This window comes from Paraburkholderia sp. A1RI-2L, assembly GCF_048957375.1.
Lineage (GTDB): Bacteria > Pseudomonadota > Gammaproteobacteria > Burkholderiales > Burkholderiaceae > Paraburkholderia.
The window spans coordinates 658,302-682,847 of record NZ_JARBTA010000003.1 but is presented as its reverse complement, the minus strand read 5'-3'; the positions used below and the strand labels follow the sequence as shown (position 1 = coordinate 682,847).

Genomic DNA, 24,546 nt, shown 5'->3' with positions numbered 1-24,546 from the left:
GCACAAGATTATCGGCCCTTGAAGACCGGCGGCCGCTTTTCTACCGATGCCCGCGTCGCTTCGCGCGCATCCTCGGTGTACATGAGCTTCGTGCTGTAACCCTGCTCGTGCTCGTAAGCGGCTTCGAGCGGCATCGATTCGATGTCGTTAAGCGCCTGCTTTGCGTAACGTAATCCAAGCGGGCTTTTGGCGGCGATCTTCGCCGCGAGTTTCAGCGCCGCGGGCATCAGGTTGTCGGGCTCGACCACTTCATCGATCAGGCCCAGCCGGAACGCTTCCTGCGCTTCGATCGGTTCGCCGGTGAAATACATTCGACGCAGCGCGCCCTGCGGAATAAGGCGGCCGTGATGAGCCGCACCACCGCAGCGGCCCACGTTGATCTCGGGCGTGCCAAAACGCGCATTGTTCGCAGCGATGCGAATGTCGCACACTGTGGCCAGTACGGAACCGGCACCAAGCGCCGGACCGTTGACAGCGGCGATGACGGGAATCGGGCAACGGTAGACGGCGGAGAACGTCCTGCGCACGATGGCCGCGCGTTCGGGATCCTGCTCGGGCGTTGCGCTCAAAAATTCGTTCAGGTCCAGGCCTGCGCAAAAAGCGCGATTGCCCGCACCGGTGAAGATGGCGCAATGGACATCGAGTTCATTACCGAGGCTTTCGAACACATCGGCGATTTCGCCATAAAGCGCGAGGGTGAGTGCGTTGACCGGCGGCCGGTCAATGGTAACGATCGCGATGCCGTCGCGCTTTTCAAGAATCAGTGACATGGGTTGCCTTTCGGGAAGTGACTAGTGCAATCAAGCGTCAAACCGGTAAATGCGTGCGGGGTTATCGACAAGGATGGTCTTACGCAACGAAGCGTCATCCACCCAGTCATGGAATGTATCCAGCAAGTCGGCCACGTCCGGCGCAGCATCGCCCATTCGGACGTAAGGCCAGTCTGAACTCCATACGAGCTGTTGCGCGTTCGCTTCGACCATCAGATCGTGGAATGGACGCAGATCCTCATAGTGCGGGGCTCGCTTCGACACCCGACACAGAGCCAGTTTTACGCCGATGCGTCCCTCGCGCAGCAGTGCGAGGATGTTCTGGAAGTCGTGATGGCTGGTCCCGAGCGAGGGATCGAAACACGTCATGTGTTCGAAGACCACGGACAATCCCGCCCGCTGGAGTTTCTCAGTAATGGTGGGAACGTCGGAGCATTGCGCCCAAACCTGAGCGTGCCAATCGAGTGCCTTCATGCGGCTCGCAAGCGACAGCGCAACCTCCAGCCCGACACTGCCCGCGAACGGTTTACCCGTCTGCGGACTCGGCATTTCATTAAAGCGCAGTGCGCGTACGCCACTGTTATGGAGGTTTTGCAACTCATCCTCGGTCGCATCTCGCTGTGCGACTGCGACGCCGCGAATCCTTCCGGCACCCGCCTTGAGCGCCGCCACGAGCGCCTCATTGTTGGTGCCGTACGGCGCCGGCTGAACGAGCACGCCGCGTCTGGCGCCGATCGTGTCCAGCATGGCGAAATAGGTGGTTGAAGGCGCGAGCGGCGGCGGGTAGTTGGACGGTGTCGCAAACGGAAAATCCTGGTACGGACCGAAAACATGCGAATGCGCATCGCAGGCGTCCTCGGGAAGCGGCAGACTCGGTGCACTCGGCATCCGAGCGGGCACGACCTCCACGGGGCGCAGGGGATCCATAAGACCGCTCATGGCTTCACTCTCCATCGCCAGGTTCGGTGCGGCGCATCGAGTCGCGCTCGGCGAATCGCGCATGCCACGCTGCGAGCATCGGATGGCCGTTGCGCCATTGCACATCGGGCAGGCGGAAGTCGTAGTAGGAGAGTACGCAAGCTATGGCGATATCACCGATCTGGATCGCGTCAAGCCGTAATTGCGGCGCCAGTTTCTCCAACGCATCGAGCGACGCAGTCGACTTAACCTTGAAAGCTGCGAGCCACTCCGGGCGCTGTTGCGGCTGAGGCTTGTTGCGCTCCTGGCGCCAGAGCAGCAACACGTCGAGCAAGCCGTCAGCAAAAGCCTGTTGTTGCAGCGCGACGAAGCGCTCGCGACCCTCGACAGGAAAGAGCTTCGCACCAGCGTGCAATGTGTCGAGGTATTCGCAGATGACCGATGAGTCGAACAGAGCGAATCCATCGTCGAGAACGAGCGTAGGCAACTTGCTCAACGGGTTGTCGGGCAATAGATCGAGGTTGGGTTTATCCATTGCCACTGGAGAACGCACGCATTCGAACTTGTCGGCGATACCCGCCTCGTACGCGCATACCATCACCTTGCGGACGAACGGCGAGCGCGGCGACCAATGCAGTTTCATGTGCTTGTCCTTGAGGAGCGTTGAGGAACACACGAACCTCGGCCAGGTCATTGTGCAGCGATACGACCTGCTTTCGTGTTAGGGCAATTATATGGCCTTTTGACCTAAAGGCGCCGAAAAGCGCATGGGTGAAAACACTGATACGAGGACTGCGAGCGCCGCGCCTGGCGGCGCCCCGTATAAGACTTAGAGCGTGACCTTGATATCCAGGCGGATGACATCGCCCCGATACACGCCGTTGCCTACGAAAACGATGTTTCCATCGGCATCGGTTGCAGTGCGATAGGCATGGGCAACGGGCGCATTGAGCGGGATCTGCAGCATCCGTGATAATTCCATGTCGGCGGTGCCGATCGTAATTGTCTGGCGAATCTCCTGAAGCTTGAGATCCGGCATGTCGCGCAGGATGCGCATGGTCGTGTACTGCTTGAACGCGGACTTCGGGATGCGGCGGCTCAGGCGCTCGTCAATATACGCATCGCCGAGATAATAAGGTTGGCCTTCGCGTGAATGGCGTCGGCGCCAGTGGTGATAGGAAGGGGCGAGCTTGCCGCCGGTGTGCAGGATGTTGGTGGGCATGACGCCCTTTTCGGACTTCAGCAATTCGATGCTGGCCCCCTCCGCGGCGAGCAGCAGGCCGGACAAGTCGGTAGGCACCTCGCACCAGAGCTGGTTCTGTGGCTTCTGAGTGACGAAGGTACCCTTGGCCCGAAAGCGTTCGATGAGCTTGTCCTCCTCGAGGATGTCAAGCGCCTGCCGGACCGTGGCGCGAGCGACGGCGCATTCTTCGGCCAGTTCGTCAACGGTCGGAATCTGCGTGCCGACACCCCATTGACCCGACTCAATGCGCCTCCTGAAGAGCGTCGCAAGCTGGATGTAGCGGGCTACCCCGCTCAGGCTGAAATCAATGGCTGGTTCCTTCAGGGCCGCCTCTGTGCTCATTCCAACTCCGGATGATGTCAAGTGGCTCTTCCAGCGCGACTGCCGAGAGCAGCCCGCGCCCGCGAGCCCTCTTAGTTTAATCCAAAGAACCGGTAGTCTAGCCTACTGACTTTTTTCGGCTGTCCGACCAGAAGGGAAAGCAGATTCGTCCCCGTTTCCGGCTTCCGCATCGGATGACGGACATGACAAGGAACAACGCGCAAGAGTTGGCAGCGCCTCGCCTGATCTGTTCGTATGGGGCAGGGGAGCGAGCGGCGGCGACACATCGTCGGGCAACGGGATCTGGTGAACGTTGAGGGTCATGGACACGAGCGTGTAGTAACCAATCACCGCTCCAAGCTCAACTACACCGACGTTGCCCCATCGATGCATGACACGCTGGTAGACCTCCTCATCGACATTGCCGGTCTGTTGCAGCTGCCGCGCGAATTCGTAAATATCAGCTTCTTCTGCGTCATCAAATGCTGGCTGCGCGCCCGTCCTGATCGCGTCCAGCACGGCTTGACTCAGACCAGCACGCAGGCCCGCGTCGGCGTGAATATGCCATTCGAGCTGACTGTTCCAGCGCCGTGCCGTGACAACGATTGCCAGTTCTGTCAGCCGCGCCGGCAAAGTCGTTCCATAGCGCAGGATTTCTCCAAACCGCTGCCAGCGGTCGGCCAAGTCGGGGCGATGCAACGCAGCGCGCAAGGGACCGACGACAGTTCCGCGTGGTCCGTCGACGACGGCCCGATAGACGCGCTCCTGCTCGGCGGTCATCGATTCGGGAGAAAAAAGGGGAATGCGCGCCACGTTCAGTCCTTGCAAATTGATGTCATTTGGTCTGCATCGCCCGCTTCACGCGCGCGTAATGCCAAGTTCACTCAACACCTGGTCCGTATGCTGCCCGAGCGTCGGGGGTGCGCGGTCGAAGCTCAACGGTGCATTGCGCAGCCGAATCGGGCTCACGACCTGAGGCACGGTGCCGGAGACCGGATGAGGAAGATGGCGCAGCATCTCGCGGTGCTTGACCTGAGCGTCTTCGAAAACCATTGGAATGGTGTTGATCGGCCCACACGGCACCGTGGCGGCATCGAGTTTGGCGAGCCAGACCGCGAGGTCGTCTTTAAGCAGCGCTTCGCGAATGATCGCGAGCAGCGGCGGAAGGTTACGCACGCGCTGGGCATTGGTCGCAAAGCGCTCGTCGTCAGCCAGTTCGGAACGCGCGATGACGTCGCAGAATTTGCGGAACTGGCCGTCGTTACCAACCGCGAGGACCAGATAGCCATCTCGGCACTTGAACACGTCCTGCGGCTGGATGTTCGGATGCTTGTTGCCGTTGCGAGCCGGCGTCTTGCCCGAGACAAGATAGTTCATCGCCTGATTGGCGAGAAACGCGACCTGAACGTCGAGCATCGCCACATCGATGTACTCGCCTTCGCCCGTTTCGTTGCGCCTTGCGAGCGCGGCGAGAATGCCGACCGTTGCGTACATGCCCGTCATGATGTCGACGATGGGCACGCCGACCTTTTGCGGGCCCCCGCCTGGTTCGTCGTCACGCTCGCCCGTCACGCTCATCAGCCCGCCCATCGCCTGAATCATAAAGTCGTAGGCGGCGTTTTCCGACTTCGGGCCATCTTGACCAAAACCCGTGATCGAGCAGTAGATCAGGTCCGGCCTGACTGCCTTCAAGTCGTCGTAGGCAAGGCCATAACGCTTCAGGGCGCCGGCCTTGAAGTTCTCAAGCACAACGTCGCACTGCGCCGCCAACGCACGTACGGTTTCCTGTCCCTCAGGGGTCGCCAGGTCAACTGCGACGGAGCGTTTGCCCCGATTCACGGACAGAAAATAGCCTGACTCCTTCGACGACGTACCATCGCTTGCTTTCAGGAACGGCGGCCCCCAACTGCGGGTGTCGTCGCCGACTTCGGGGCGTTCCACCTTGATGACGTCGGCGCCGAGGTCCGCAAGGATCTGGCCACTCCAGGGGCCAGCCATGATGCGGCTGAGGTCGAGCACTCTGACGTGAGAGAGGGGTCCACTCATGATCTTTTCCCATTCCAATCGATAGTTCGCGTGACGACTCGTTGTCGTTTCAACGTACGTCACGATCCATGCGTCGTATTTTGTCTGTTTCTGGACCCCGACACCGCCCGTAAAAACCCTATAGGTCATGTTATTGACTTTTATATACCCAAGGTCTCTAATTCGGCTACCGAGTGCGCTTGCTCGCATCGAGCCTGTTCAAAGACGGAGACAGCAGTGACCATCCAGACATCCACCTCGCCGACTGGCAACCTATCCGCTGGTATTACGACGGAAAACGCCGTCTATAAGAAGCTGCTCTGGCGCTTAATGCCGCTTCTCATGCTGCTGTACATCGTTGCTTTTATCGATCGCTCCAATGTCGGCTTCGCGAAGCTGAGCTTCCTGCGCGACTTGGGGCTTTCTGAGACAGTGTTCGGAATTGGGGCCGGCATCTTTTACGCCGGATACATGCTCTTCGAGATTCCGAGCAACATGCTGCTAGCAAAAATCGGCGCCCGAAAGACATTTCTCAGGATCATGGTTCTCTGGGCAGTGTGTTCGGCCGGGCTGGCCGCCATGAACAGTCAGAACGGCTATTACCTTTGGCGCTTTCTGCTGGGCGCTTCCGAGGCAGGACTCTTCCCCGGCATTCTGCTTTACCTCACCTACTGGGTGCCGGTCTCCCGCCGGGCACGCTTTACCGCCCTCTTCATGGCCTCCATTCCTATTGCGGGTGTGATCGGCGGCCCACTGTCGGGCATCATCATGCACACGATGGATGGTGTTGCAGGGCTGCACAGCTGGCGATGGCTTTTTCTGATTGAAGGTATGCCGCCGTTGCTGCTGATCTTCGTCGTGATGCGGCGGCTGCATGATACGCCAGCTAATGCGCCATGGCTCTCGTCGGACGAGGTCGCCGTCATTGAGCGCGATTTGCGTGCCGACCGCGAGGCGAGCAGCGTCAACGCCCACAAATCCTTCGGAAAGGCGCTGCTCTCGCCTCGCTTTTATCTGTTGACAGGAATGGGTGTCGCGCTCCTCGCCGGCGCGTCGAACGTTTTCTTCTGGTTGCCTACAATCATCAACCGAACTGGTATTACCGATGTGTGGACGATCGGCGTATTGTCGTCGCTCCCCTTCATCGCTGGCTTCGTCTGTCAGTACCTCGTGGCTCGACACTCCGACGCGCGCAAGGAGCGCCGGTGGCACGCCGCGCTTTCTGGTCTGGTCGCAGCGGTGGGCTGGGCCGCTCTGCCGCTAGTGTCGGCAAATCCTGCGCTGTCGGTCGTCGCACTGATCGTGACCGCAGCCGGCACGTTTTCCGCCATGGGACCGTTCTGGTCCATGCCCAGCCTCTATCTAAGCAAAGAAGCCGCCGCAGGTGGGATTGCGTTGATCAGCACGCTTGCTGGACTTGGCAGCCTCGTCAGCCCTGGCATCATCGGCTGGCTCAACCAGACCACACACACGCTCGCCGCGGGCCAGTATTACCTTGCTGCCCTGATGCTGATTGGCGCCGTGACTGTCGTCGCGGTGGGTCGTCACGACAAACCGAACAAGACGAAAAACGTCTGAGCAGCCCCGCAGAGCCGAGGATCGATCCTCTGCATCGCTTCACAACACCATTACGTAACTATCAACGTGAGCCACCGCTTTTCGGTCTCTCTGATGGCGGAGGCTTGCCCACGCCCATATAAAACCAAACCTTGGAGACTGTTAATGAAAAAGCATTCCTGCTCGCTTTGCGCGCTCGCGGCGCTCAGCGCCTTTGCCACTGCCGCGTATGGTCAAAGCAGCGTTACGCTCTACGGCATTGTTGATGCCGGCTTCAACTATCAGTCGAACGCCAATGGCGGACGCCTGTTTGCCATGGTGAGCGGCGTTAATCAGGGAAGTCGGTTCGGACTCTCAGGAAGCGAGGATCTCGGCGGGGGGCTTAAAGCGATCTTCCGGCTGGAAAATGGATTCGACATAACGAACGGGCGACTCGGCCAAGGGGGCCTGATGTTCGGCCGGCAAGCCTATGTCGGACTATCCAGCACGTACGGTACCGTGACATTCGGCCGACAGTATGACGCGCTCACCGACTTCCTGGGTCAGTACTCAGTGAGCAACCAGTGGGGCGGCTACGTCTCGGCTCATCCGGGTGACCTTGACAACTTCAACTACAGCTTCCGAAGCAATAACGCGGTGAAGTTCAGGAGTGCGGACTACGCTGGCTTTTCATTCGGCGGCACGTACAGTCTCGGAGGTGTAGCTGGTGACGTGACGCGTAATCAGATTTGGTCATTCGGCGCCGGTTACACGCGCGGCCCGCTCTCCCTCGGTGTCGCCTATCTCAATGCCCGGAACCCCAACACGAGCTTGTTCGGGGGCAACTCCGCGACGACTGCAACGGCCACCGTGGCCAATGCAACATCGCCCGTTTATCGCGGTTTCCTCTCGGCGCATTCCTATCAGGACATCGGTGCAGGCGCGTCATACACATACGGCGCCGCCACTTTCGGCGCAACGTATTCAAATATCAGATTCCATGACATGGGCGATACGACCTCTGGGCCAAACCCGAGCCGATATGCGGGAAATGCGACATTCAACAACGCCGAGGTGAACTTCAACTATCACATCACGCCTGCGTGGATGGCGGGCGTTGCTTACGACTACACCAAGGGTAGCTCGAACAACGTCAATGAAGGGGCGACTTACCACCAAGCCGAGGCCAGCACGCACTACTTCTTGTCCAAGAGAACGGACGTTTATTTAACGGCCGTCTATCAGCACGCCTCAGGTGTCGATTCGACAAACCATAAGGCGGTTGCGGCCATCAACGTTCTGACGCCATCCTCATCGGACAGCGTCACGATGGTACGTATCGGCCTGCGTCACAAGTTCTGACAACGGCATGGAGACGCCCAGATACCGCATGGTCCGGTATGGAACATGCGGCCTGGCGCAGTAAGTCGAGCGTAAGCGGTTTTCGAGCGGAAACTTTAAGCAACAAATACCCGAAAGAAAGGAGAAGATCGTGGCGATCTCATACGATCAGTTGAAAGCAGTGACGGCGCAGATGTATGACCGCTCGCTCAGACGGGTCCCGGAAGATGCCAGGCGCGCTCTCAGCGCTGCCCACACACGAGAACGCAGCGAAGTTGCCAGGAATACGCTGACCATTATGCTCAAGAGCGCCGAGGCTGCAGAATCACGCAACCACTTCGTATGCTCGGATGCGGGCTTTCCCGCCTACCTCGTGCGAATCGGATCAAAGGTGACTTTCGAGGGAAGTGTCAAAAAAGCAATTCGTGACGGGTTCAAGGAACTGACCAACACAATTAACCCTCCGCTACTGCAGCATATAACGAATCCCCTCACTCTCGAGCGCAGTTACGAGGGTAAGGATATGCCAATTATCACGTTCGACGTCATTGACGACGCCGACTACATTGATATCACCTGCTCTCCTAAAGCGTTAGGATCCGGGCGATGGGCCGCTCTTGAGATCTTTACATTTCCATCCTTGGAGACCATCGAGAAATTCATTCTGGACACGGTCATTCGCGCTGGCTCACAGGCTTGTCCACCTGTTGTTGTAGGCGTGGGAATTGGCGGAAGTTTTGACTATGCCGCCAAGATGGCCAAGGAAGCTACGTTTCGCCGGATGGAGGAAGAAAATCCTGAGCCGATTCTGGCCGCTATGGAAGAGCGCCTGCTAAAGGCGATCAACTCTACGGGTTTTGGTCCTATGGGTACCGGTGGCGATACCACTGCCATGGCGGTCCACATCAATTACGCCGCAGGACATGGATTCACCCCTGTAGCCGTGTGCTTCAACTGCTGGATCGATCGTCGTACGCGGGTGCGTATCAGCAACGACGGCGAAGTCACGGTAATTGAATAGGACGATAAATCATGCTCAAGACACACAATCTTCATCTGCCGCTCGACGACAGCTCAGTACGGGATCTATCGGTAGGTGACCTCGTCTATTTGAGTGGAGAGATTGTCGTATCGGCGGGGCTTCCCACCTATCAGCGCCTCACGGAGTTCGTCAACGACAAAAAGCCACTTCCGCTCGACTTCTCTGGTGGCGCGCTTTTTCACGTAGGAAGCATGACCCGTGAAAATGATGATGGGTACGAGATGCTGTATCTCAACCCCACGACCAGTACGCGCTTCAACCAATACATGCCAACATTGATTCGTGGGCTTGGCTTGCGTCTCACTGGTGGTAAGGGCGGGCTTGATCTCGAAAGCGTTCAAGCCATGAAGGAGGCTGGGTGTATATACCTATCGTTCCTGGGAGGTGGTTGCGCATTGCTGTCTGAAGCGATCCGCGAAGTCACAGGCGTGTATTGGAAAGATCTCATCACGCACTACCGGCTAGTTAAAGTAAGAGTCGAAAACCTCGGTCCGCTGACTGTTGGGATAGACGTGCATGGCAACAGCGTCTATGAGGGGCTTACTCAAAATGCCCTTTCTAAACTCCCGGAAATCCTGACGACTCTTCAAGACGAACGCCAAGCCGGCTCACACGAGTAAGGAATCGTTGGTAACTTCGCCTGAAGCACTCCGGTACATTTTTAATAGCAGCGAGTACTGCGGCGCATTAAGGAAAGGAAGAACATGCGAATTTGTGTAGTGGGCGCCGGCGCAATCGGCGGCTTCTTTGCCGCACGCCTGGCGAAAGCCGGTCACGATGTAAGTGTGCTCGCACGCGGCGCAACGCTTTTTGCGATTGATAACCGGGGGCTGACTCTACAAAGTGATGGGCAGACGATTCACACCCGGCCCAAGGCAAGCGATAACGCGGAGGTTCTTGGGGAACAGGACGTTGTGATCTTCACCGTTAAGTCTCCCGCACTACCGAAAGCGGCTCAACAGGCCAAGCCCTTAATCGGCCCAAACACCATTGTCATTCCAGCACTGAATGGCGTTCCCTGGTGGTTTTTCCTCTCGGAGTCTGTTCCGCTCTCGGGATTGCGCCTGGAAGCCGTGGATCCCGAGGGACGCCTCGAAGCGGCGCTGCCGATTGACCAGATTGTAGGCTGCGTTGTATTCCCGTCCTGCTCGACGTTAGAGCCGGGCGTAGTGAGGCATGCTTCTGGAAACCGTGTCGCGTTCGGAGAGCCGTTCGGTGCATCCAGCGAGCGGATAAAGATGATCGCGGAAGCCATGAGCGACGCAGGATTTGACGCCACCGCTGTTCGCGACATCCGCAACGAGATATGGTTGAAACTACTCGGAAATCTTTGCTTCAATCCGGTTAGCATGCTAGCTGAGCGTGCAACGGATGAGCTCATTGACGACCCGAACATTAATGCGCTTTTCGAATCCATGATGCAAGAAGCAATCGATTTAGGAGGTAGGATCGGGATAGACCTAACCGTAGAGCCGAAACAACGGATCGCGCTGACTCGCCGGCTCGGACACGTCAAAACATCGATGCTCCAGGACTGGGAGGCCAGGAAGCCGATCGAGCTGGAAGCAATTCTTGGAAGTGTTGTGTCAATCGCGGCCGAAGTGAAACAGTCGGCACCGTTGCTGAACGCGGTTTACGCGATAGCCAAAGCGCGTGCTAGTGGTCTAGGGATTGCTGTATCGTGATCGTTAGGAAGTTGCTGCAAGCACGCGGCGAGGCGCGTGACTGGACCATCCGCCTGTAATTATTGACAGTCTTGCGTTTCGGAATCATTGGGGCAGTCCTTACGCGCGGGAGGACTGCTGGAGCTGGAATCCGAGGGCGGAGGCATGTCGCTTGAGGGCCGGGATGCTGCGCTGCCTTTGCTGTTCCTCGTAACGCTGTCGCCCCTGGTCAACGAACGCTTCACCGCGCGTCAGCATGAAATAGACCATGCGGGCGAGCTTGTGGCCCCCGCGGTGTTGGCGCGCGGTTTGTCCATACGCTCGAACGGTGAAACTCCGCTTTCTGGGTCGCAAGGGCTTCCTTATTCCCGGGAAAATGTGACCTCGTAGGTGCAGAGCCGGCCATCCATCGGATCAATGGTTTCCGGCGTGCGGTAGACGAGTTGCGCTCCCTGAAGGGTAATGAAGCGGATCTGTTGCGTGCCTGTCCAAAGCTCGTTCCAGCTGCCGTCGAGGGTATGAATAACCCTATCGGATTCCACGACGTATGTTCCGACGTAGGCAAACATCGAATCGAAGAGCGCGATTTTCTCTTCATTGGTCGGCCGACTTGAGGCGGGTACGAGGCGCCCGCTCTTGAGCACGAAGACCATCACCCGTCCGTCCGCGGAGTAGTTGATGAAACCGAACGGATGCGGGCCGAGTGCATCTGTTAGCTCGCCGGTATCGACTACCCGGCGCGTCCAGGCGTGCATGCGCCAGGTGCCGAGGATCTTCGTGCGCAATGGGTTGTCTTGCTTGTCAGACATGGTTGCCGCTCCTTTCAGCCCAATGGGCGAATCGGGAGAAATATCGTTGCCGCGCGAGCGAATGCGCTGACCAGCATGAAAACTAATATAGCCCCCATAGGTGCGTTGTCCCATACTGGTCATTGCGGATGAGATTAATCCGTTGCAAGGTAACCTTGAAGCCACTCGATAAGCGATCTTTGCGGTGTTCGAAACAGCGGAACACGACGAACGTACTCTCGAGGAGAAGCGTGATGAGTCAAGTGAGCGCTTTCACCCGCCATACTTTGGCGGTGTTGCTGGGTATGACGATTTCATACGCAGGCGTCGCCGCCCGAGCGGAAACGCTGAATGAACAGGTCGTCGGAACGTGGGCCTACGTATCGGTCGATACCGTGCACCCGGACGGCAGCCGGCAACCCATGTTCGGCACCAATCCGCAAGGACTCGCGATCTTCGACGGGCGTGGGCACTATATTCTGATGACATCTCGCGCCGACATCGCAAAGTTTGAGTCCGGCAACCGGATGAAGGGCTCGCCCGAGGAAAACAGGTCCGTCGTGCAAGGATCGATCGCTCACTTCGGTACATACACCGTGGACGAAGCTGACAAGACGATCACTTTCCATGTCGCCGCCAGCACGTTTCCGAACTGGAATGGAGCCGAGCAAAAGCGGCCATTTGTGATCAGCGGAGACACACTCAAATGGACGACGTCGGCTTCCAGCGGTGGCACGGCCGAAGTGGTCCTGCGGCGCCTCAAATGATGCATTCGCGTTCGATTGGGTAGCTCTGCGCTCCGGGCCACGCGAATGATCGTTATCGATACGACAGCATGAAGTATTATTTATCGGCCTAAAGGAGATGCGCAAATGGACGCAATCGCGCCGGCGCAAACCGCGCTTGTCGTCATGCATTACCAGACCGATATTCTCGGGCTCTTTCCATCGGTTGCGCCAGACTTGCTGGCCAATACGCGCAAACTTTGCGACGCCGCGCGGGCGAAAGGCGTTGGAATTTACTTCGCCAACTTGCGGTTCAGTCCGGGCTATCCGGAAGTCAGCCCGCTGAACAAGAATGGACAGGGCATCAAAGAACTGCGCCGCTTTGTCGATGACCGGACCGCGCCCGAATTGGGCCAGCAGGCCCATGAACCGCTCATCGTCGCGCACCGCGCCAGCGTATTCTTCGGCACCGATCTGGAGGTGCGGCTTTCGGCAAAAGGAATCAATTCGCTGATCATGGTCGGCATCGCGTCGACCGGTGTCGTGCTGTCTTCGGTCGCGTATGCAAGCGACGCGGACTTCCGCCTGTACACGGTCAAGGAGTGTTGTTACGACCCGGATCCGGTCGTGCATGAACATCTGTTCGCCACCGCATTCGATTCGCGCACAACGGTGTTGTCGCTCGGCGATGCCTTGCGATTGCTCGCGTAGATGTTCGTGCGGCAGGCTTGGCACCCGCACATAGCCGTGCTCGTTTAGCGTGGGGATACTCACCTGGTTCTCATTGTCCAGGCCACCAAGCCGGTGGCCTGCATGAGCGTTGTACGCGGTTCAGGCCCAACCCTCGAGCCGGAGCGTTGCCCGCACGAGCCGCTGTTCTTCGTTCTCGATTTCGCGAAGATAATCAACGACGCTGCGGATATGCTCGCTCGCCGCTCTGCGTGCCTGCTCGGGCAATCTTCCCGTCACGGCGTTATAGAAGCGGGCGTGTTGCCGATCGATCTGTTTCTTGTGTGGCTCGCGGTGGTACAGGTTGTTCACGGAGGCGAATACCGAACTCAGTAGCAGGTCGGTGAGCGACTGCAACGTATTGACGAGGATGGGATTGTGCGACGCCTCGTAGATTGCCCGGTGAAACGCGTGATCGAGCCTCGCCCGTTCGGCGGGCGGTAAATTATGAGCTTCCGGGGCGTTCATTTCCTCATAGCGTCTCGTGATGAGGATGAAATCGGCTTCGGTGCCGCGCAGCGCCGCCAGTCGGGCGGCTTCGGCCTCGAGCATGCCGCGCACCTCGAAAAGGTCGTAGAGCGTGCGTGGCTGCGACGCGAGCAGGTGCATCATCGGCGTGATGTGCTCCTGTGGCGTGAGGCTTGCGACAAACGAACCCTTGCCGTGCTTCGTCTCGATGATGCCGCGCGCGCGCAACACCTTCATGCCTTCGCGCAGTGCCGTGCGCGAAACCCCGAGCTTTTCTGTGAGGCGGCGCTCGGAGGGCAGCGCCTGCCCGACTTTGAGCACGCCGTCGACAATCAACTTCTCGATGCGCTCGGCAACGACGTCAGCAACACGCCGTGCGCCAGCCATTTCGCCTTTGCCTTCCATACTGGTATGACCACTTTTCACAGGGACAGGCGAGTATCTCATAACTCCATGTATTTATTGAGAAAAAGTTAAAAAATACAGGCCGGAAGCGGGCCCCATAAAAAGAACTGGTGTGACCAGTGCTTAAGGCTCTGGACAGCCCGGCGCGCGCCCAGAAGAATTGCGCCAATTCGCAATTGCGGGTGCGCCATGCGACGCCCCGCGCTGGAGACGACGCAATGAGCTTTATGTATGACGAGGCGATCGACGGCCCGCTGCCGGCTGTCGATCGGGCCGAACTCGCGGCGGCGCTGCGCACGGCAGCGCCCGGGCTGGAACTCCTTACCGAACGCGAGGATCTGCGCCCGTTCGAATGCGACGGCCTCGCCGCCTATCGGACGGTGCCGCTCATGGTCGCGCTGCCGTCCACGGTCGATGAAGTGCGCGCGGTGCTCACGGTGGCAGCGGTGCGCGGTGTACCGGTGGTGGCGCGCGGAGCGGGCACCGGGCTCTCGGGTGGCGCGATGCCGCTCGAGAAGGGCATTTTGCTGGTGATGTCCAAATTCAACCGGATTCTCGACATCGACACCGAAGCGGGCATCGCGCGCGTGCAACCCGGCGTGCGTAATCTGGCGATCTCCCAGGCGGCCGCACCCTACGGCCTGTACTACGCGCCGGACCCCTCTTCGCAGATCGCCTGCTCGATCGGCGGCAACGTTGCGGAAAACGCGGGGGGCGTTCACTGCCTGAAGTACGGCCTGACTGTCCACAACATCCTCAAAGTCGACATCCTCACGATCGAGGGCGAGCGGGTCACGCTCGGTGGCGACGCCCTCGACAGCCCTGGCTTTGACCTGCTCGCGCTCTTTACGGGGTCGGAGGGCATGCTCGGGGTGGTCGTCGAGGTGACCGTGAAGCTATTGCCGAAGCCGCAGAGCGTGAAGGTGCTCATGGCGAGCTTCGATGACGTCGCGCTTGCGGGCGGCGCGGTGGCGAAGATCATCGGCGCGGGGGTGATCCCTGGCGGCCTCGAAATGATGGACAACCTCGCGATCCGCGCGGCTGAGGATTTCATCCACGCGGACTACCCGGTGGACGCGGAGGCGATCTTGCTGTGCGAGCTCGACGGCGCACACGACGACGTCGAGGAAGACGCCGAACGCGTCGGCGCGCTGCTGCGCGAGTCGGGCGCCTGCGAGCTGCGCGTGGCGCGCGACGAGTCGGAAAGACAGCGTTTTTGGGCCGGGCGCAAGAACGCGTTCCCCGCGGTGGGGCGCATTTCGCCGGACTACTACTGCATGGACGGCACGATTCCGCGGCGCGAGCTGCCGCGTGTTCTCGAAGGCATCGCCGCGCTATCGGAAGAGTACGGCCTGAAGGTCGCGAACGTTTTCCATGCGGGCGACGGCAACATGCACCCGCTGATCCTGTTCGATGCGAACCAGCCCGGCGAAATGGACCGTGCCGAGGCACTGGGCGGCCGCATTCTCGAACTGTGCGTGGAGGTGGGCGGCAGCATCACCGGCGAGCACGGCGTGGGTCGCGAGAAGATCAACCAGATGTGTGTGCAATTCAAGCACGACGAGATCGAGTATTTCCACGCCGTCAAGGCGGCCTTCGACCCGTCCGGGCTGCTCAACCCAGGCAAGAACATCCCAACGCTGCACCGCTGCGCCGAGTTCGGTGCGATGCACGTGCACCGTGGTCAACTTCCTTTTCCCGAACTGGAGCGGTTTTGATGCGACGCGAACTGGATTCGACGGACAACAGTGCCGCGCTGATCGCCGAAGTCGAAGCGGCGCTTGCCGCGGGCACGCCGCTGCGCATACGCGGCGGCGACAGCAAGGTGTGGCTGGGGCGCGCGGTCGATGCGCGAGTGCTCGATACGCGCGGGCACCGGGGCATCGTTCACTATGATCCGACCGAGCTTGTCATGACGGTGCGCGCGGGTACGCGGCTCGCCGACGTGGAGTCGGTACTCGACGAAGCGGGGCAGATGCTGCCGTTCGAAGCGCCGCTCTTTGGCGGCGCGGCCACGGTGGGTGGCGTGTTCGCCTCCGGCCTGTCGGGCGCGCGGCGCCCATGGGCCGGTGCGGTGCGCGACTTCGTGCTCGGCTGCCGCGTGATCACCGGGCAGGCGCGGCACCTGCGCTTTGGCGGCGAGGTGATGAAGAACGTCGCAGGCTATGACGTTTCGCGCCTGCTGGCGGGAAGCTTTGGCTGTCTTGGGCTCGTGACCGAGGTGTCGTTCAAGGTGCTGCCCCGGCCGCGCGCGACGCGCCATATCGCGCTCGAGCTCACGGCGCAGGAGGCGCGCGAGCGGCTCACCCGCTGGCGCCGCGAGGGGCTGCCGATCACCGGTGCGTGCCATGCCGACGGCATGCTGCAGCTACGGCTCGAAGGCGGCACCGGTTCCGTGCGCGCCGCGCGGGAGGCAATCGGTGGCGCCGAGGCCGATGCCATGTTCTGGACCCGGCTGCGCGACTTCTCGCTGCCGTTCTTCGCGGACGAGCGGCCGCTCTGGCGCCTGTCGCTGCCCGTTGCCGCGCCCCTCGTGACACTTCCGGGCGAAGTGCTCCTCGACTGGGGCGGTGCCCAGCGCTGGCTCAAGACTGCTGTCGGCGCGAATGAGGTTCGCGGGCTCGCGCGCGAGCTCGGCGGCCACGCGACAGCCTTCACGCCTGGCGTGACCGACGCGCCGTTCCAGCCGCTGCCCGCCGCGCTGATGCAGTTGCACCGGCGCCTGAAGGCCCGCCTCGACCCGCAGGGGATTTTCAATCCGGGCCGCCTCTACGCGGACCTTTGAGGGATGCCTCACGATGCAAACCAACCTGAGCGAAGCCGCGCAGTCTCTTGCACGCGCCGATGAGGCGGAGTCGATTCTGCGCTCATGCGTGCACTGCGGATTCTGCAATGCAACCTGTCCGACCTATCAGCTACTGGGCAACGAACTCGACGGGCCGCGCGGCCGCATCTATCTGATCAAACAGGTGCTCGAAGGGCAGCCGGTCACCGAAAAGACCCAGTTGCATCTTGACCGCTGCCTGAGCTGCCGCAACTGCGAAACGACCTGTCCGTCGGGCGTGCGCTATCACGCGCTGCTCGACATCGGGCGCGCCGAGGTCGAGCGGCGCACGGCGAGGCCGGCGCGCGAGCGCTGGCTGCGGGCAGGGCTGCGCCACGGCGTGTCGCGGCCGGCCGTATTCGCCGGATTGATCGGCGCGGGCCGGGCGGTGCGCGGGCTCCTGCCTGAAACGTTGCGCGAGAAGATTCCCGCGCAGGCGCCTGCTGCACGCCCGAGGCCCGCCGTGCGGCATGCGCGCCGCGTGCTGATGCTCGAAGGCTGCGTACAGCCGTCGCTTGCTCCGAATACGAACGCGGCCGCCGCGCGCGTGCTCGATCATCTTGGCATCAGCGTGACGCCCGCGCCGCGCAGCGGCTGTTGCGGCGCCAACGAATATCACCTGAACGCGCAGGAGGCGGGGCTCGCGCGCGCGCGGCGCAATATCGACGCGTGGTGGCCCGCGATAGAAGCGGGCGCCGAGGCGCTCGTCATCTCGGCGAGCGGCTGCGGAGCCTTCGTGAAGGAATATGGCGACCTGCTGCGTTTCGATTCGGCCTATGCGGACAAAGCCCGGCGCGTGAGCGCGCTTGCGCGCGACCTGGTCGAGGTGATCGCCGCGGAGCCGCTCGATGCGTTCGCGCGCGCTACCGGCAGGCGCATCGCCTTCCATTGCCCGTGCACGCTGCAGCACGCGCAGCGGCTCGGCGGCGCCGTCGAAGGCGTGCTCACCCGGCTCGGCTTCGATCTGAGCGCTGTGGCGAACGCCCATCTGTGCTGCGGCTCGGCCGGAACGTACTCGCTCACGCAGCCCGAGATCGCGAAGCAACTGCGCGATAACAAGCTCGATGCGCTCGAGGCCGGCCAGCCGGAGGCGATCGTGACGGCCAACATCGGTTGCCAGACGCACCTGAACAGCGCGGGCCGCACGCCCGTCACGCATTGGATCGAGCTCGTCGAATCCCTGCTTGCCCCGATTTCCCAACAGAGAGCCTGACTGACATGCAGACCAAACCCGTGCTCGGTGCCGCCGAGGCGCACCGGATTCTCGAAGCCGCTCGCGATGAGGCCCAGCGCAACGGCTGGGCCGTGGCGATCGCCGTGGTCGACGACGGCGGCCACCCGCTCGCGCTCGCACGTCTGGACGGTGCCGCGCCGCTGAGTGCCTACATTGCCGAGGAGAAAGCGCGCACCGCGGCGCTTGGCCGTCGCGAGACAAAAGTCTACGAAGACATGGTCAACGGCGGCCGCGCCGCCTTTCTCAGTGCGCCGCTTTGCACGACCCTGGAGGGCGGCGTGCCGGTCATCGTCGGTGCCGTGGTGGTCGGGGCCGTCGGCGTATCGGGGGTGAAGTCCGACCAGGACGCGCAGATTGCCAGTGCGGGCGCACGGTGCGTTGCCGCATGAATCTGGATATCCATGAGCGCGCGGATTGAGTAACCAGGCAGACGCTTTGGCGTCTGCCTGGTTATCGCTTTCTTGTCCGCTGCGGGGGATTGCCGCGTCCTCCGCACGGGGCTCCATTTTCATCGCGGCAGCATACAGACAAAAGTCCCGTCAACGGGACATAGGAGACATAGTGAATTCAGGTTTGGCTTTACCCGCAGGAACCCTGTTCGCGCAGCCGCTGACGCCTGTCGGCAACTCACTGCCCCTTTCATTTGTCGTCGCCGTCATTCCGATTGCAGTTGCGCTTGCGATGCTCGGCATCCTGCGCCGGCCCGCGTGGCAGGCCTCGCTGGCGGGGCTGGTCGCCGGCCTCGCCATCGCGATCGGCGTGTGGGGCATGCCCGCTGGCCTGGCGCTCGATGCCGTCGGCGCAGGCATGACGCTCGCGCTGATACCGGTGATGTGGATCGTCGTCAACGCGCTGCTGCTCTACAACATCGCGGTGAAGTCGGGCCGCTTCGACCAGTTCCGCCAATGGATGCTCGATCATCTTCCCGACGACCGGCGCCTCGTGCTGCTCGTCGTCGCCTTCTCGTTTGGCTGCCTGCTCGAAGGCATCTCCGGCTTCGGCACGCCGGTGGCGATCACGAGCGCGCTGTTGATCGGCCTCGGCTTTCCCGCTATCGAGGCGCTCAGTTTCACGCTGATCTTCAATACGGCGCCAGTCGCATTCGGGGCGCTTGGCGTGCCCATCACCGTGCTGGGCGCTGTGACGTCGCTGCATCCCGAGACGCTTGGCGCGATGGTCGGCCGCCAGTTGCCGTTTTTCGCGTTCCTGCTGCCGTTCTATGTGGTCGCCATGTACGGCGGCATTCGCTCCATCGGCAAGCTCTGGCCGGCACTCGTCGTGTCGGGCGGCAGCTTCGCGCTCGCGCAATTCGTCACGTCGAATTTTCTCGGCTATCAATTGACGGACGTGCTGTCCTCGCTGACCTCGCTGATCGTCACCATCGGCTTCCTCAAAGTCTGGAAGCCTGAACCCGACGCAGCCTTCGCGATCGCGCGCGGTGCCACGCGAGCCACGAACCACGCCGATCGCATCGGCTACGGCGGCTGGCTGCCGTGGATCATCGTTTCGGTGGTCGTGATTTTCTGGGTGCATGCGGGCATTGCGTCGATTGGCCAGGCGAACATCAAGTGGCCCGGCCTTCACAACGCCGTCTATATGACGCTCTATCACAAGTCCTATGCCGCGATCTGGACGTTCCAGCCGCTTGGCACCGGCACGGCGATTCTCGTTGCCGCGGCGATCACCGCAGTGTGGACGCGAGTGGGGATCAGCGGCTTTGCCGCCTGTGTCGCCCAGACCTGGAAACAGACGCGCATTGCCATTGTCACGGTGATGATGATCGTGGCGCTTGCCTATCTGCTCAATTATTCGGGCATGAGCTACACGCTCGGGATGGGAGTCGCGTCCACGGGTGCGCTGTTCCCGCTCGTTTCGGCGACGCTCGGCTGGGTGGCGGTATTCCTTTCGGGCAGCGACACGTCGGGCAACGCGCTGTTCGGCAACCTGCAGGTGGTGGCGGCAAAGCAGCTCGGCCTGGACCCGGTGCTGATGGCGGCGACCAACTCCTCGGGTGGCGTGATGGGCAAGATGATTTCGCCGCAGAACATTGCGACCGGCGTGGCAACGACCGACCTCAAGGGGCAGGAGGGTGTCGTGTTCGCGCGTACCTTCTGGCACAGCATCGCCCTCACGCTGGTGCTCGGCGTGCTTGTGTACCTGCAGCAGCACGTGCTCAGCTGGATGATCCCATCGGTGCCGCATTGACCGGACAGGGCCGCGGGCGGGTCGGCCGGCCGCGGCCTTCCAGGGCGCTACTGCGCGGCGGCCCTAGCGTCAGGGGGCGCTGTACGGTGGTATCGACCGGCCTCGAACAAGTGGCGCTCCCGCTCCTAGAGTTCATGCAAAACGCCGCCGGCGAAGAAGTAGATGTTCTCGTGTTTGAACCCATGGCGGCCGCCCTTGACGCGAAGCTGCGGTTCGAGGGTGAACAGGCCCACCTCTCCGAGCGTGTGGGTGACCTTCGGTGCGATGAAGTCGAGCGCGCTCATATTGGCCTGCATACTGTGGCCGAGATAGTCCAGCAGCTCGCATTCGAGCCGGTCGGCGGCATCCTTCACCATCCCGTATAACTCGTCGAAACGCAGGTCAGGCGTCGCCACACGCCGAAGCAGGGCGTGCAGCGATGCCTGGGCGTGGGCGCCGGCGAGAAACTCCTCGTCGCGGTGCGGTGCGCGACGCACCTGCCCATCTTCGATGAAGTAAGTGCGCGCGAGATCGCCGCAGTAGCCATTCATGGCCGGATTGAGGTCGATGGTCAGCACGTCGTGGTGTTTGAGCGGGGCGCTTTCGGGCACGTAGGCCTCGCGCGAAATGGCGAGGCAGGTATGCTCGCCAGCCAGCACGAGCGCTGGCAAGGCGCGATACCAGTAGTCGTCTACGCCCGCCGCGCGCTGTAGTTCGTCGCATTTGCGCACGAGGTCGATTTCGCTGACGCCCGGCGCAATGAAGTGCACGATTTCGTCCAGCGTCCGACGCGCGGCATGCTGCACCTTCCGATAGCCGCAGAGCGTGTCCGCTGCATCGAGATGTTCCGTATTCGACATGAAAAATCCTTTCCGGTTCAGTGCGATCGGTAAGCCGTCGCCGCCGCGCTTGCGCTCGATGCGGGCGGGAGACACTTAAGGCAAGACCGCCAGGTGATGGGTCACTGCCACCACCAGCGCCGCCACGATGAGCGCTGCGTAGGGCTGCCAGGGCCTGCGTGTACCGACCCGGTTCACGAGATCGGTATCGCGGCTGAAGGCGGCCGGGAACTTGCCACGGTCTTGAACATAGTGGCGGAACAGGAACACCGGCACGATCAGGCATGTGAATATCAGGCCGTTACGCAGCGTGCCGGGCCCCCAGATATCGGCACCCATGCCCATGAACGCGAGGTTGAGAAAACCGAAGATCGCGCCGAGCGCCAGCAGCCATCCGCGCGCCCGGTACAGACGTGGCCAGTTTCCCCGGTCGAGGCGATGAATCCAGCCTGCCTGGAGATTGAGGAAGTTGAAGATCAGGTAGCCCACGTTGCCGATCGCGAGCAGCATGATGTTGTCCGAGAGCATCAGCAACACCAGGTTGAAAGCCAGGTCGGTCCACATGGCGGCCGTCGGCGCGCCGTGCTCGTTGACGCGCGCGAGGTATCTGGGCAACCAGCCGTCGACTGCGCCCTGGTACAACGTGCGCGACGAACCCATCATCGAGGTCATCACTGCGAGCACCAGCGAGAGCACCAGCATCGCAACCACCACGTTAGTGACGAGTGCGCCGCCGCCTATCATCTTCGCCATCACGACGCCGACTGCGGTGCCGTCATAGAGCCCGGGGTCGAGCAGCTTGTCGAGCCCGAGCGAGCCCTGGAACGCCAGCGGCACCAGGGTGAAGATGGCAACGCATAGCAGGCCCGAGTAGACGATCGCCCGAACGGTGTCGCGCTTCGGATCCTTGAATTCACTGGTGTAGCACACCGCGGTTTCGAAGCCATAGGTGGCCCAGCCCGCAATGAACATGCCGCCGGCCATCAGCGTGATCCCGGCCAGGTTGTAGTGGCCGAAGCCCACATGGCCGGACGCGTCCCGTGCCAGCGGCAGCAGCGGCAGAAAATGCGTACTCGGCATATCGCCGCTCATGATCGGCACAATGCCGATCAGCACGAGCGGCAACAACGAACTGATGCCGAGAATCATTTGGGTACGCGTCGCCTGCGAGATGCCGCGATGCTGGATCGCGAAGGTAATCAGCAGGATGAGGGCGGCGAGGATGGCCATCGAATTGATCCGCAACGTCAGGCCGTGCTCGATGAAGTCGAGGTGCATGAGCGTAAGCGACCAGGTGTTGATGGCCGAGTTCGCGGGAAACAGGGCCGTGAGGATGTAACCCGCGGCGAGACCCGTACCGAGTGCGAGCACGGGTGACCATGCGTACCAGTTGCACCAGACGGAGATCGGGGCAATGAACTTGCTGTAACGCACCCAGGCGATTGCCCCATACACCGACGCGCCTCCGGACTTGTGTGGAAACAGCCCGGCAATCTCGGCGTATGTGAAGCACTGGATGAAGCCCATCAGGATCGACACGATCCAGATCAGCCATGCTGGCTGTCCGACGGTCGAAGCAAGCGCCCCAATGTTGAAGAGGACGAGCGCGGGCACGCCGCTCGCCGCCCAGAAGGCGCCCTTCCAGCTGATGGCCCGGTGCAGGCTGGCCTGCCCGCCGCCGGGGTGAGACGTCGAGACGTACGCATCATCGGATGCACCCGCCTCTTTGATGACGGGATCGTTTGCGGTTTCCACGGGAGTTGTCTCCTCCAAGGTGAACTGCCGGTTGTGTGTTCTGCAGCACGTTCCTGGACGCCGTCAGAACGCGTGTGGAATTTATAGAAGTCGCAATATTTCTCGTCAAGTAATCTATTGCGTATGAAGTAATACTCACAAAGAGGTAGCCGATAGCTGCGTGCTATGATCGGCGCACAAAGGGCGCTGGCACTCGACTGGGGGTGCTCCAGCGCCACGAATCTCAGTTCCAGGCAAAGCGAGACGGGAGACGATGAAGTCATCGGGGTTTGGTCAGCGTCTGAAGGAATTGCTGCAGCAAAAGCAACTCACCCTCACACAAGTCGCGAAGTCGCTGGGCATCTCCACGCCGTCGGTTCACCGGTGGACCAATGGCGGAGAAATCGAATACGCGAATCTGCGTGTACTTGCCGCTTTTCTGGACGTCAACTGGGTCTGGCTACGCTACGGCGACGAGGCGATCCAGGATCTCCAGGAGACCCTGGTACCCGAGAGCGGCGCGCAGGACCTGCGGCAGAAGTACCTCGGCCAGATCATCGACAGCGAAGCGCGCATGAAGCTCGCCTATGACGCCGCGCGCATCGCCACCTGGGAATGGCATGTCCTGACGCGGGAGCTGACGACCTCGCCTGGTGCAGAGCAGATCTTCGGCAAGCCGGTCGAAGCCATGCGGTCCAATCTCGTCCCGTTTGAGGCGCTTCCCCTCGAACGCCTGGTGGCGCAGTTCGCCGATGGCGCCGAAACTCAGGAATGGGACTTCTGTGTGCCCGGCACCGATGTGGGAGATGGACACGGACAGGGCGAGGAGCGCTGGCTCTCCTGTCGCAGCCAGCTCATCTACGACGCGGCGCGGCGGCCCCTCAAGGTCGTGGGCGTATGCATCGATATCACGCAGCGCAAGGCAATGGAAAAGGCCCTCACGCGCAGCGAATACATGATGCGCAAGGTCATCGAAATGATTCCGGTGGGTTTGTGGATCGCCGACGAAAGCGGCCATATCCGCATCGCCAATCCGGAGGCGGAGCGCATCTGGGGCGGTGCCAAACTCGTCGAACTTGCCCGCTATGGCGAGTACAGCGGGCGTTGGGACAGTACGGGCAAGGAGGTGGGCGGCGAGGGCTGGACGCTGGCGCGCGCAATTCTCTCGGGCGAGGCTAGCCGGGGGGAAATCGTCAACATCGACGCCTTCGACGGGCAGCAACGCTCGATTATCATGTCGGCCATTCCGCTGCTGGACGACGACGAGCGCATCATTGGCGCCATCGAAGTCAATCAGGACATTACTTCGCAGAAGCAGGCCGAAGCGTCTCTTGCGCGCAGTGAAGATCGCTGGCGGGCGATATTCGATCAGCCGATGGTGGGCATCGCCTGGCTGGAGTCGGGCAGTGACACCCTGTGCGCGAACGCCAAACTTGCCGAATTGGCGGCGCTCACAGCCGACTCGCTGGCCCGGCAACCGCTGGCTTCGCTGTTCGACGAAGCGACCGGCAAGTCTCTGCGCGACCATATGAAGTCTGCCGAGGCGCGCGGCACGCTCAAGATGCTCAATATCACCGGTCATATGCGCCGTGCAAGCGGGCCAGGGCCGGAGGTTCTGGTGCAGGTGGTCAGCCAGTGGGGAGACAAGCATGGCGTGTTTCGCACCCTGGTCTTTGTAAGCGAAACCCATCAAGCGGGATAACGGTCGAGAGCGCCGGGTTCACGCCCATATCCTCGTGCCTCTATCAACCGGTCC

The 24,546-nt window shown here is 61.2% G+C and carries 23 protein-coding genes and 1 pseudogene; 13 read left to right on the top strand and 11 right to left on the bottom strand.

Annotated features, from left to right (window positions below; translation table 11 throughout):
• Nucleotides 1-8: 8 nt before the first annotated feature.
• The 6 genes from PWP93_RS26335 to PWP93_RS26310 form a co-directional block, all read right to left on the bottom strand.
• The gene (locus PWP93_RS26335; RefSeq protein ID WP_421046660.1) at nt 9-770 is read right to left on the bottom strand and encodes an enoyl-CoA hydratase-related protein; all 762 of its coding nucleotides are present in this window, start codon (nt 768-770) and stop codon (nt 9-11) included.
• 30 nt (nt 771-800) lie between these two features.
• Nucleotides 801-1,709: an amidohydrolase family protein gene (locus tag PWP93_RS26330; protein ID WP_421046659.1), complete on the bottom strand. Its 909-nt coding sequence runs from the start codon at nt 1,707-1,709 to the stop codon at nt 801-803.
• A 4-nt stretch (nt 1,710-1,713) separates the two neighbouring features.
• A complete protein-coding gene (locus PWP93_RS26325; RefSeq protein WP_421046658.1) occupies nt 1,714-2,331 on the bottom strand; it encodes a glutathione S-transferase N-terminal domain-containing protein in 618 nt (205 codons plus the stop codon).
• Nucleotides 2,332-2,517: 186 nt separating this feature from the next.
• On the bottom strand, nt 2,518-3,273 hold the full coding sequence (locus PWP93_RS26320) for a GntR family transcriptional regulator (protein ID WP_421046657.1): 756 nt from the start codon (nt 3,271-3,273) through the stop codon (nt 2,518-2,520).
• Nucleotides 3,274-3,375: 102 nt separating this feature from the next.
• Nucleotides 3,376-4,065, bottom strand: a complete 690-nt coding sequence (locus tag PWP93_RS26315; protein ID WP_421047004.1) for a carboxymuconolactone decarboxylase family protein — start codon at nt 4,063-4,065, stop codon at nt 3,376-3,378.
• Between the two features lie 45 nt (nt 4,066-4,110).
• The gene (locus PWP93_RS26310) at nt 4,111-5,298 is read right to left on the bottom strand and encodes a CaiB/BaiF CoA transferase family protein (RefSeq protein WP_421047003.1); all 1,188 of its coding nucleotides are present in this window, start codon (nt 5,296-5,298) and stop codon (nt 4,111-4,113) included.
• A 216-nt stretch (nt 5,299-5,514) separates the two neighbouring features.
• Here PWP93_RS26310 and PWP93_RS26305 point away from each other — a divergent pair, with 216 nt between their 5' ends.
• From PWP93_RS26305 to PWP93_RS26285, 5 genes are all read left to right on the top strand, one after another.
• Nucleotides 5,515-6,855: an MFS transporter gene (locus tag PWP93_RS26305; protein ID WP_421046656.1), complete on the top strand. Its 1,341-nt coding sequence runs from the start codon at nt 5,515-5,517 to the stop codon at nt 6,853-6,855.
• A 144-nt stretch (nt 6,856-6,999) separates the two neighbouring features.
• A complete protein-coding gene (locus tag PWP93_RS26300; protein ID WP_421046655.1) occupies nt 7,000-8,175 on the top strand; it encodes a porin in 1,176 nt (391 codons plus the stop codon).
• A gap of 130 nt (nt 8,176-8,305) precedes the next feature.
• On the top strand, nt 8,306-9,175 hold the full coding sequence (locus tag PWP93_RS26295; RefSeq protein ID WP_421046654.1) for a fumarate hydratase: 870 nt from the start codon (nt 8,306-8,308) through the stop codon (nt 9,173-9,175).
• Nucleotides 9,176-9,186: 11 nt separating this feature from the next.
• Nucleotides 9,187-9,816 (top strand): fumarate hydratase C-terminal domain-containing protein, encoded by a 630-nt coding sequence (locus PWP93_RS26290; RefSeq protein ID WP_421046653.1) that lies wholly within the window; start codon nt 9,187-9,189, stop codon nt 9,814-9,816.
• A gap of 84 nt (nt 9,817-9,900) precedes the next feature.
• Nucleotides 9,901-10,881: a ketopantoate reductase family protein gene (locus tag PWP93_RS26285; RefSeq protein WP_421046652.1), complete on the top strand. Its 981-nt coding sequence runs from the start codon at nt 9,901-9,903 to the stop codon at nt 10,879-10,881.
• A gap of 99 nt (nt 10,882-10,980) precedes the next feature.
• Here PWP93_RS26285 and PWP93_RS26280 read toward each other — a convergent pair.
• A pseudogene (locus tag PWP93_RS26280) lies at nt 10,981-11,180 on the bottom strand (IS110 family transposase); the annotation flags it as partial.
• 42 nt (nt 11,181-11,222) lie between these two features.
• Complete coding sequence (locus PWP93_RS26275; protein ID WP_421046651.1) at nt 11,223-11,669, bottom strand: lipocalin-like domain-containing protein; 447 nt, start codon at nt 11,667-11,669, stop codon at nt 11,223-11,225.
• A gap of 233 nt (nt 11,670-11,902) precedes the next feature.
• On the opposite strand from PWP93_RS26275, the gene PWP93_RS26270 reads away from it, so the two are divergent.
• Nucleotides 11,903-12,415 (top strand): lipocalin-like domain-containing protein, encoded by a 513-nt coding sequence (locus PWP93_RS26270; RefSeq protein ID WP_421046650.1) that lies wholly within the window; start codon nt 11,903-11,905, stop codon nt 12,413-12,415.
• 105 nt (nt 12,416-12,520) lie between these two features.
• On the top strand, nt 12,521-13,084 hold the full coding sequence (locus PWP93_RS26265) for an isochorismatase family cysteine hydrolase (protein WP_421046649.1): 564 nt from the start codon (nt 12,521-12,523) through the stop codon (nt 13,082-13,084).
• Between the two features lie 120 nt (nt 13,085-13,204).
• Here the strand turns inward: PWP93_RS26265 and glcC are convergent, their stop codons facing one another.
• Entirely contained in the window at nt 13,205-13,957 is a 753-nt protein-coding gene (gene glcC, locus PWP93_RS26260; protein ID WP_245005167.1) for a transcriptional regulator GlcC, read from the bottom strand.
• Nucleotides 13,958-14,193: 236 nt separating this feature from the next.
• Between glcC and glcD the strand changes: the two genes are divergently transcribed.
• From glcD to PWP93_RS26235, 5 genes are all read left to right on the top strand, one after another.
• Nucleotides 14,194-15,693 carry a glycolate oxidase subunit GlcD gene (gene glcD / locus PWP93_RS26255; protein ID WP_421046648.1) on the top strand — a complete coding sequence of 500 codons (1,500 nt, stop codon included), beginning with the start codon at nt 14,194-14,196 and terminating at the stop codon, nt 15,691-15,693.
• A complete protein-coding gene (glcE, locus tag PWP93_RS26250) occupies nt 15,693-16,760 on the top strand; it encodes a glycolate oxidase subunit GlcE (protein ID WP_421046647.1) in 1,068 nt (355 codons plus the stop codon). The genes glcD and glcE overlap by 1 nt, the downstream gene beginning before the upstream one ends.
• Before the next feature lie 13 nt (nt 16,761-16,773).
• Entirely contained in the window at nt 16,774-18,012 is a 1,239-nt protein-coding gene (glcF, locus tag PWP93_RS26245; protein ID WP_421046646.1) for a glycolate oxidase subunit GlcF, read from the top strand.
• A 5-nt stretch (nt 18,013-18,017) separates the two neighbouring features.
• The gene (locus PWP93_RS26240; protein WP_421046645.1) at nt 18,018-18,422 is read left to right on the top strand and encodes a heme-binding protein; all 405 of its coding nucleotides are present in this window, start codon (nt 18,018-18,020) and stop codon (nt 18,420-18,422) included.
• A gap of 172 nt (nt 18,423-18,594) precedes the next feature.
• Nucleotides 18,595-20,238, top strand: coding sequence for an L-lactate permease (locus PWP93_RS26235; RefSeq protein ID WP_421046644.1), 1,644 nt, complete (start codon nt 18,595-18,597; stop codon nt 20,236-20,238).
• A gap of 125 nt (nt 20,239-20,363) precedes the next feature.
• Here the strand turns inward: PWP93_RS26235 and PWP93_RS26230 are convergent, their stop codons facing one another.
• Nucleotides 20,364-21,077, bottom strand: coding sequence for a M24 family metallopeptidase (locus PWP93_RS26230; protein WP_421046643.1), 714 nt, complete (start codon nt 21,075-21,077; stop codon nt 20,364-20,366).
• 75 nt (nt 21,078-21,152) lie between these two features.
• Complete coding sequence (locus PWP93_RS26225) at nt 21,153-22,811, bottom strand: APC family permease (protein WP_421046642.1); 1,659 nt, start codon at nt 22,809-22,811, stop codon at nt 21,153-21,155.
• Between the two features lie 253 nt (nt 22,812-23,064).
• Between PWP93_RS26225 and PWP93_RS26220 the strand changes: the two genes are divergently transcribed.
• Nucleotides 23,065-24,492, top strand: coding sequence for a PAS domain S-box protein (locus PWP93_RS26220; RefSeq protein ID WP_421046641.1), 1,428 nt, complete (start codon nt 23,065-23,067; stop codon nt 24,490-24,492).
• Nucleotides 24,493-24,546: the final 54 nt, after the last annotated feature.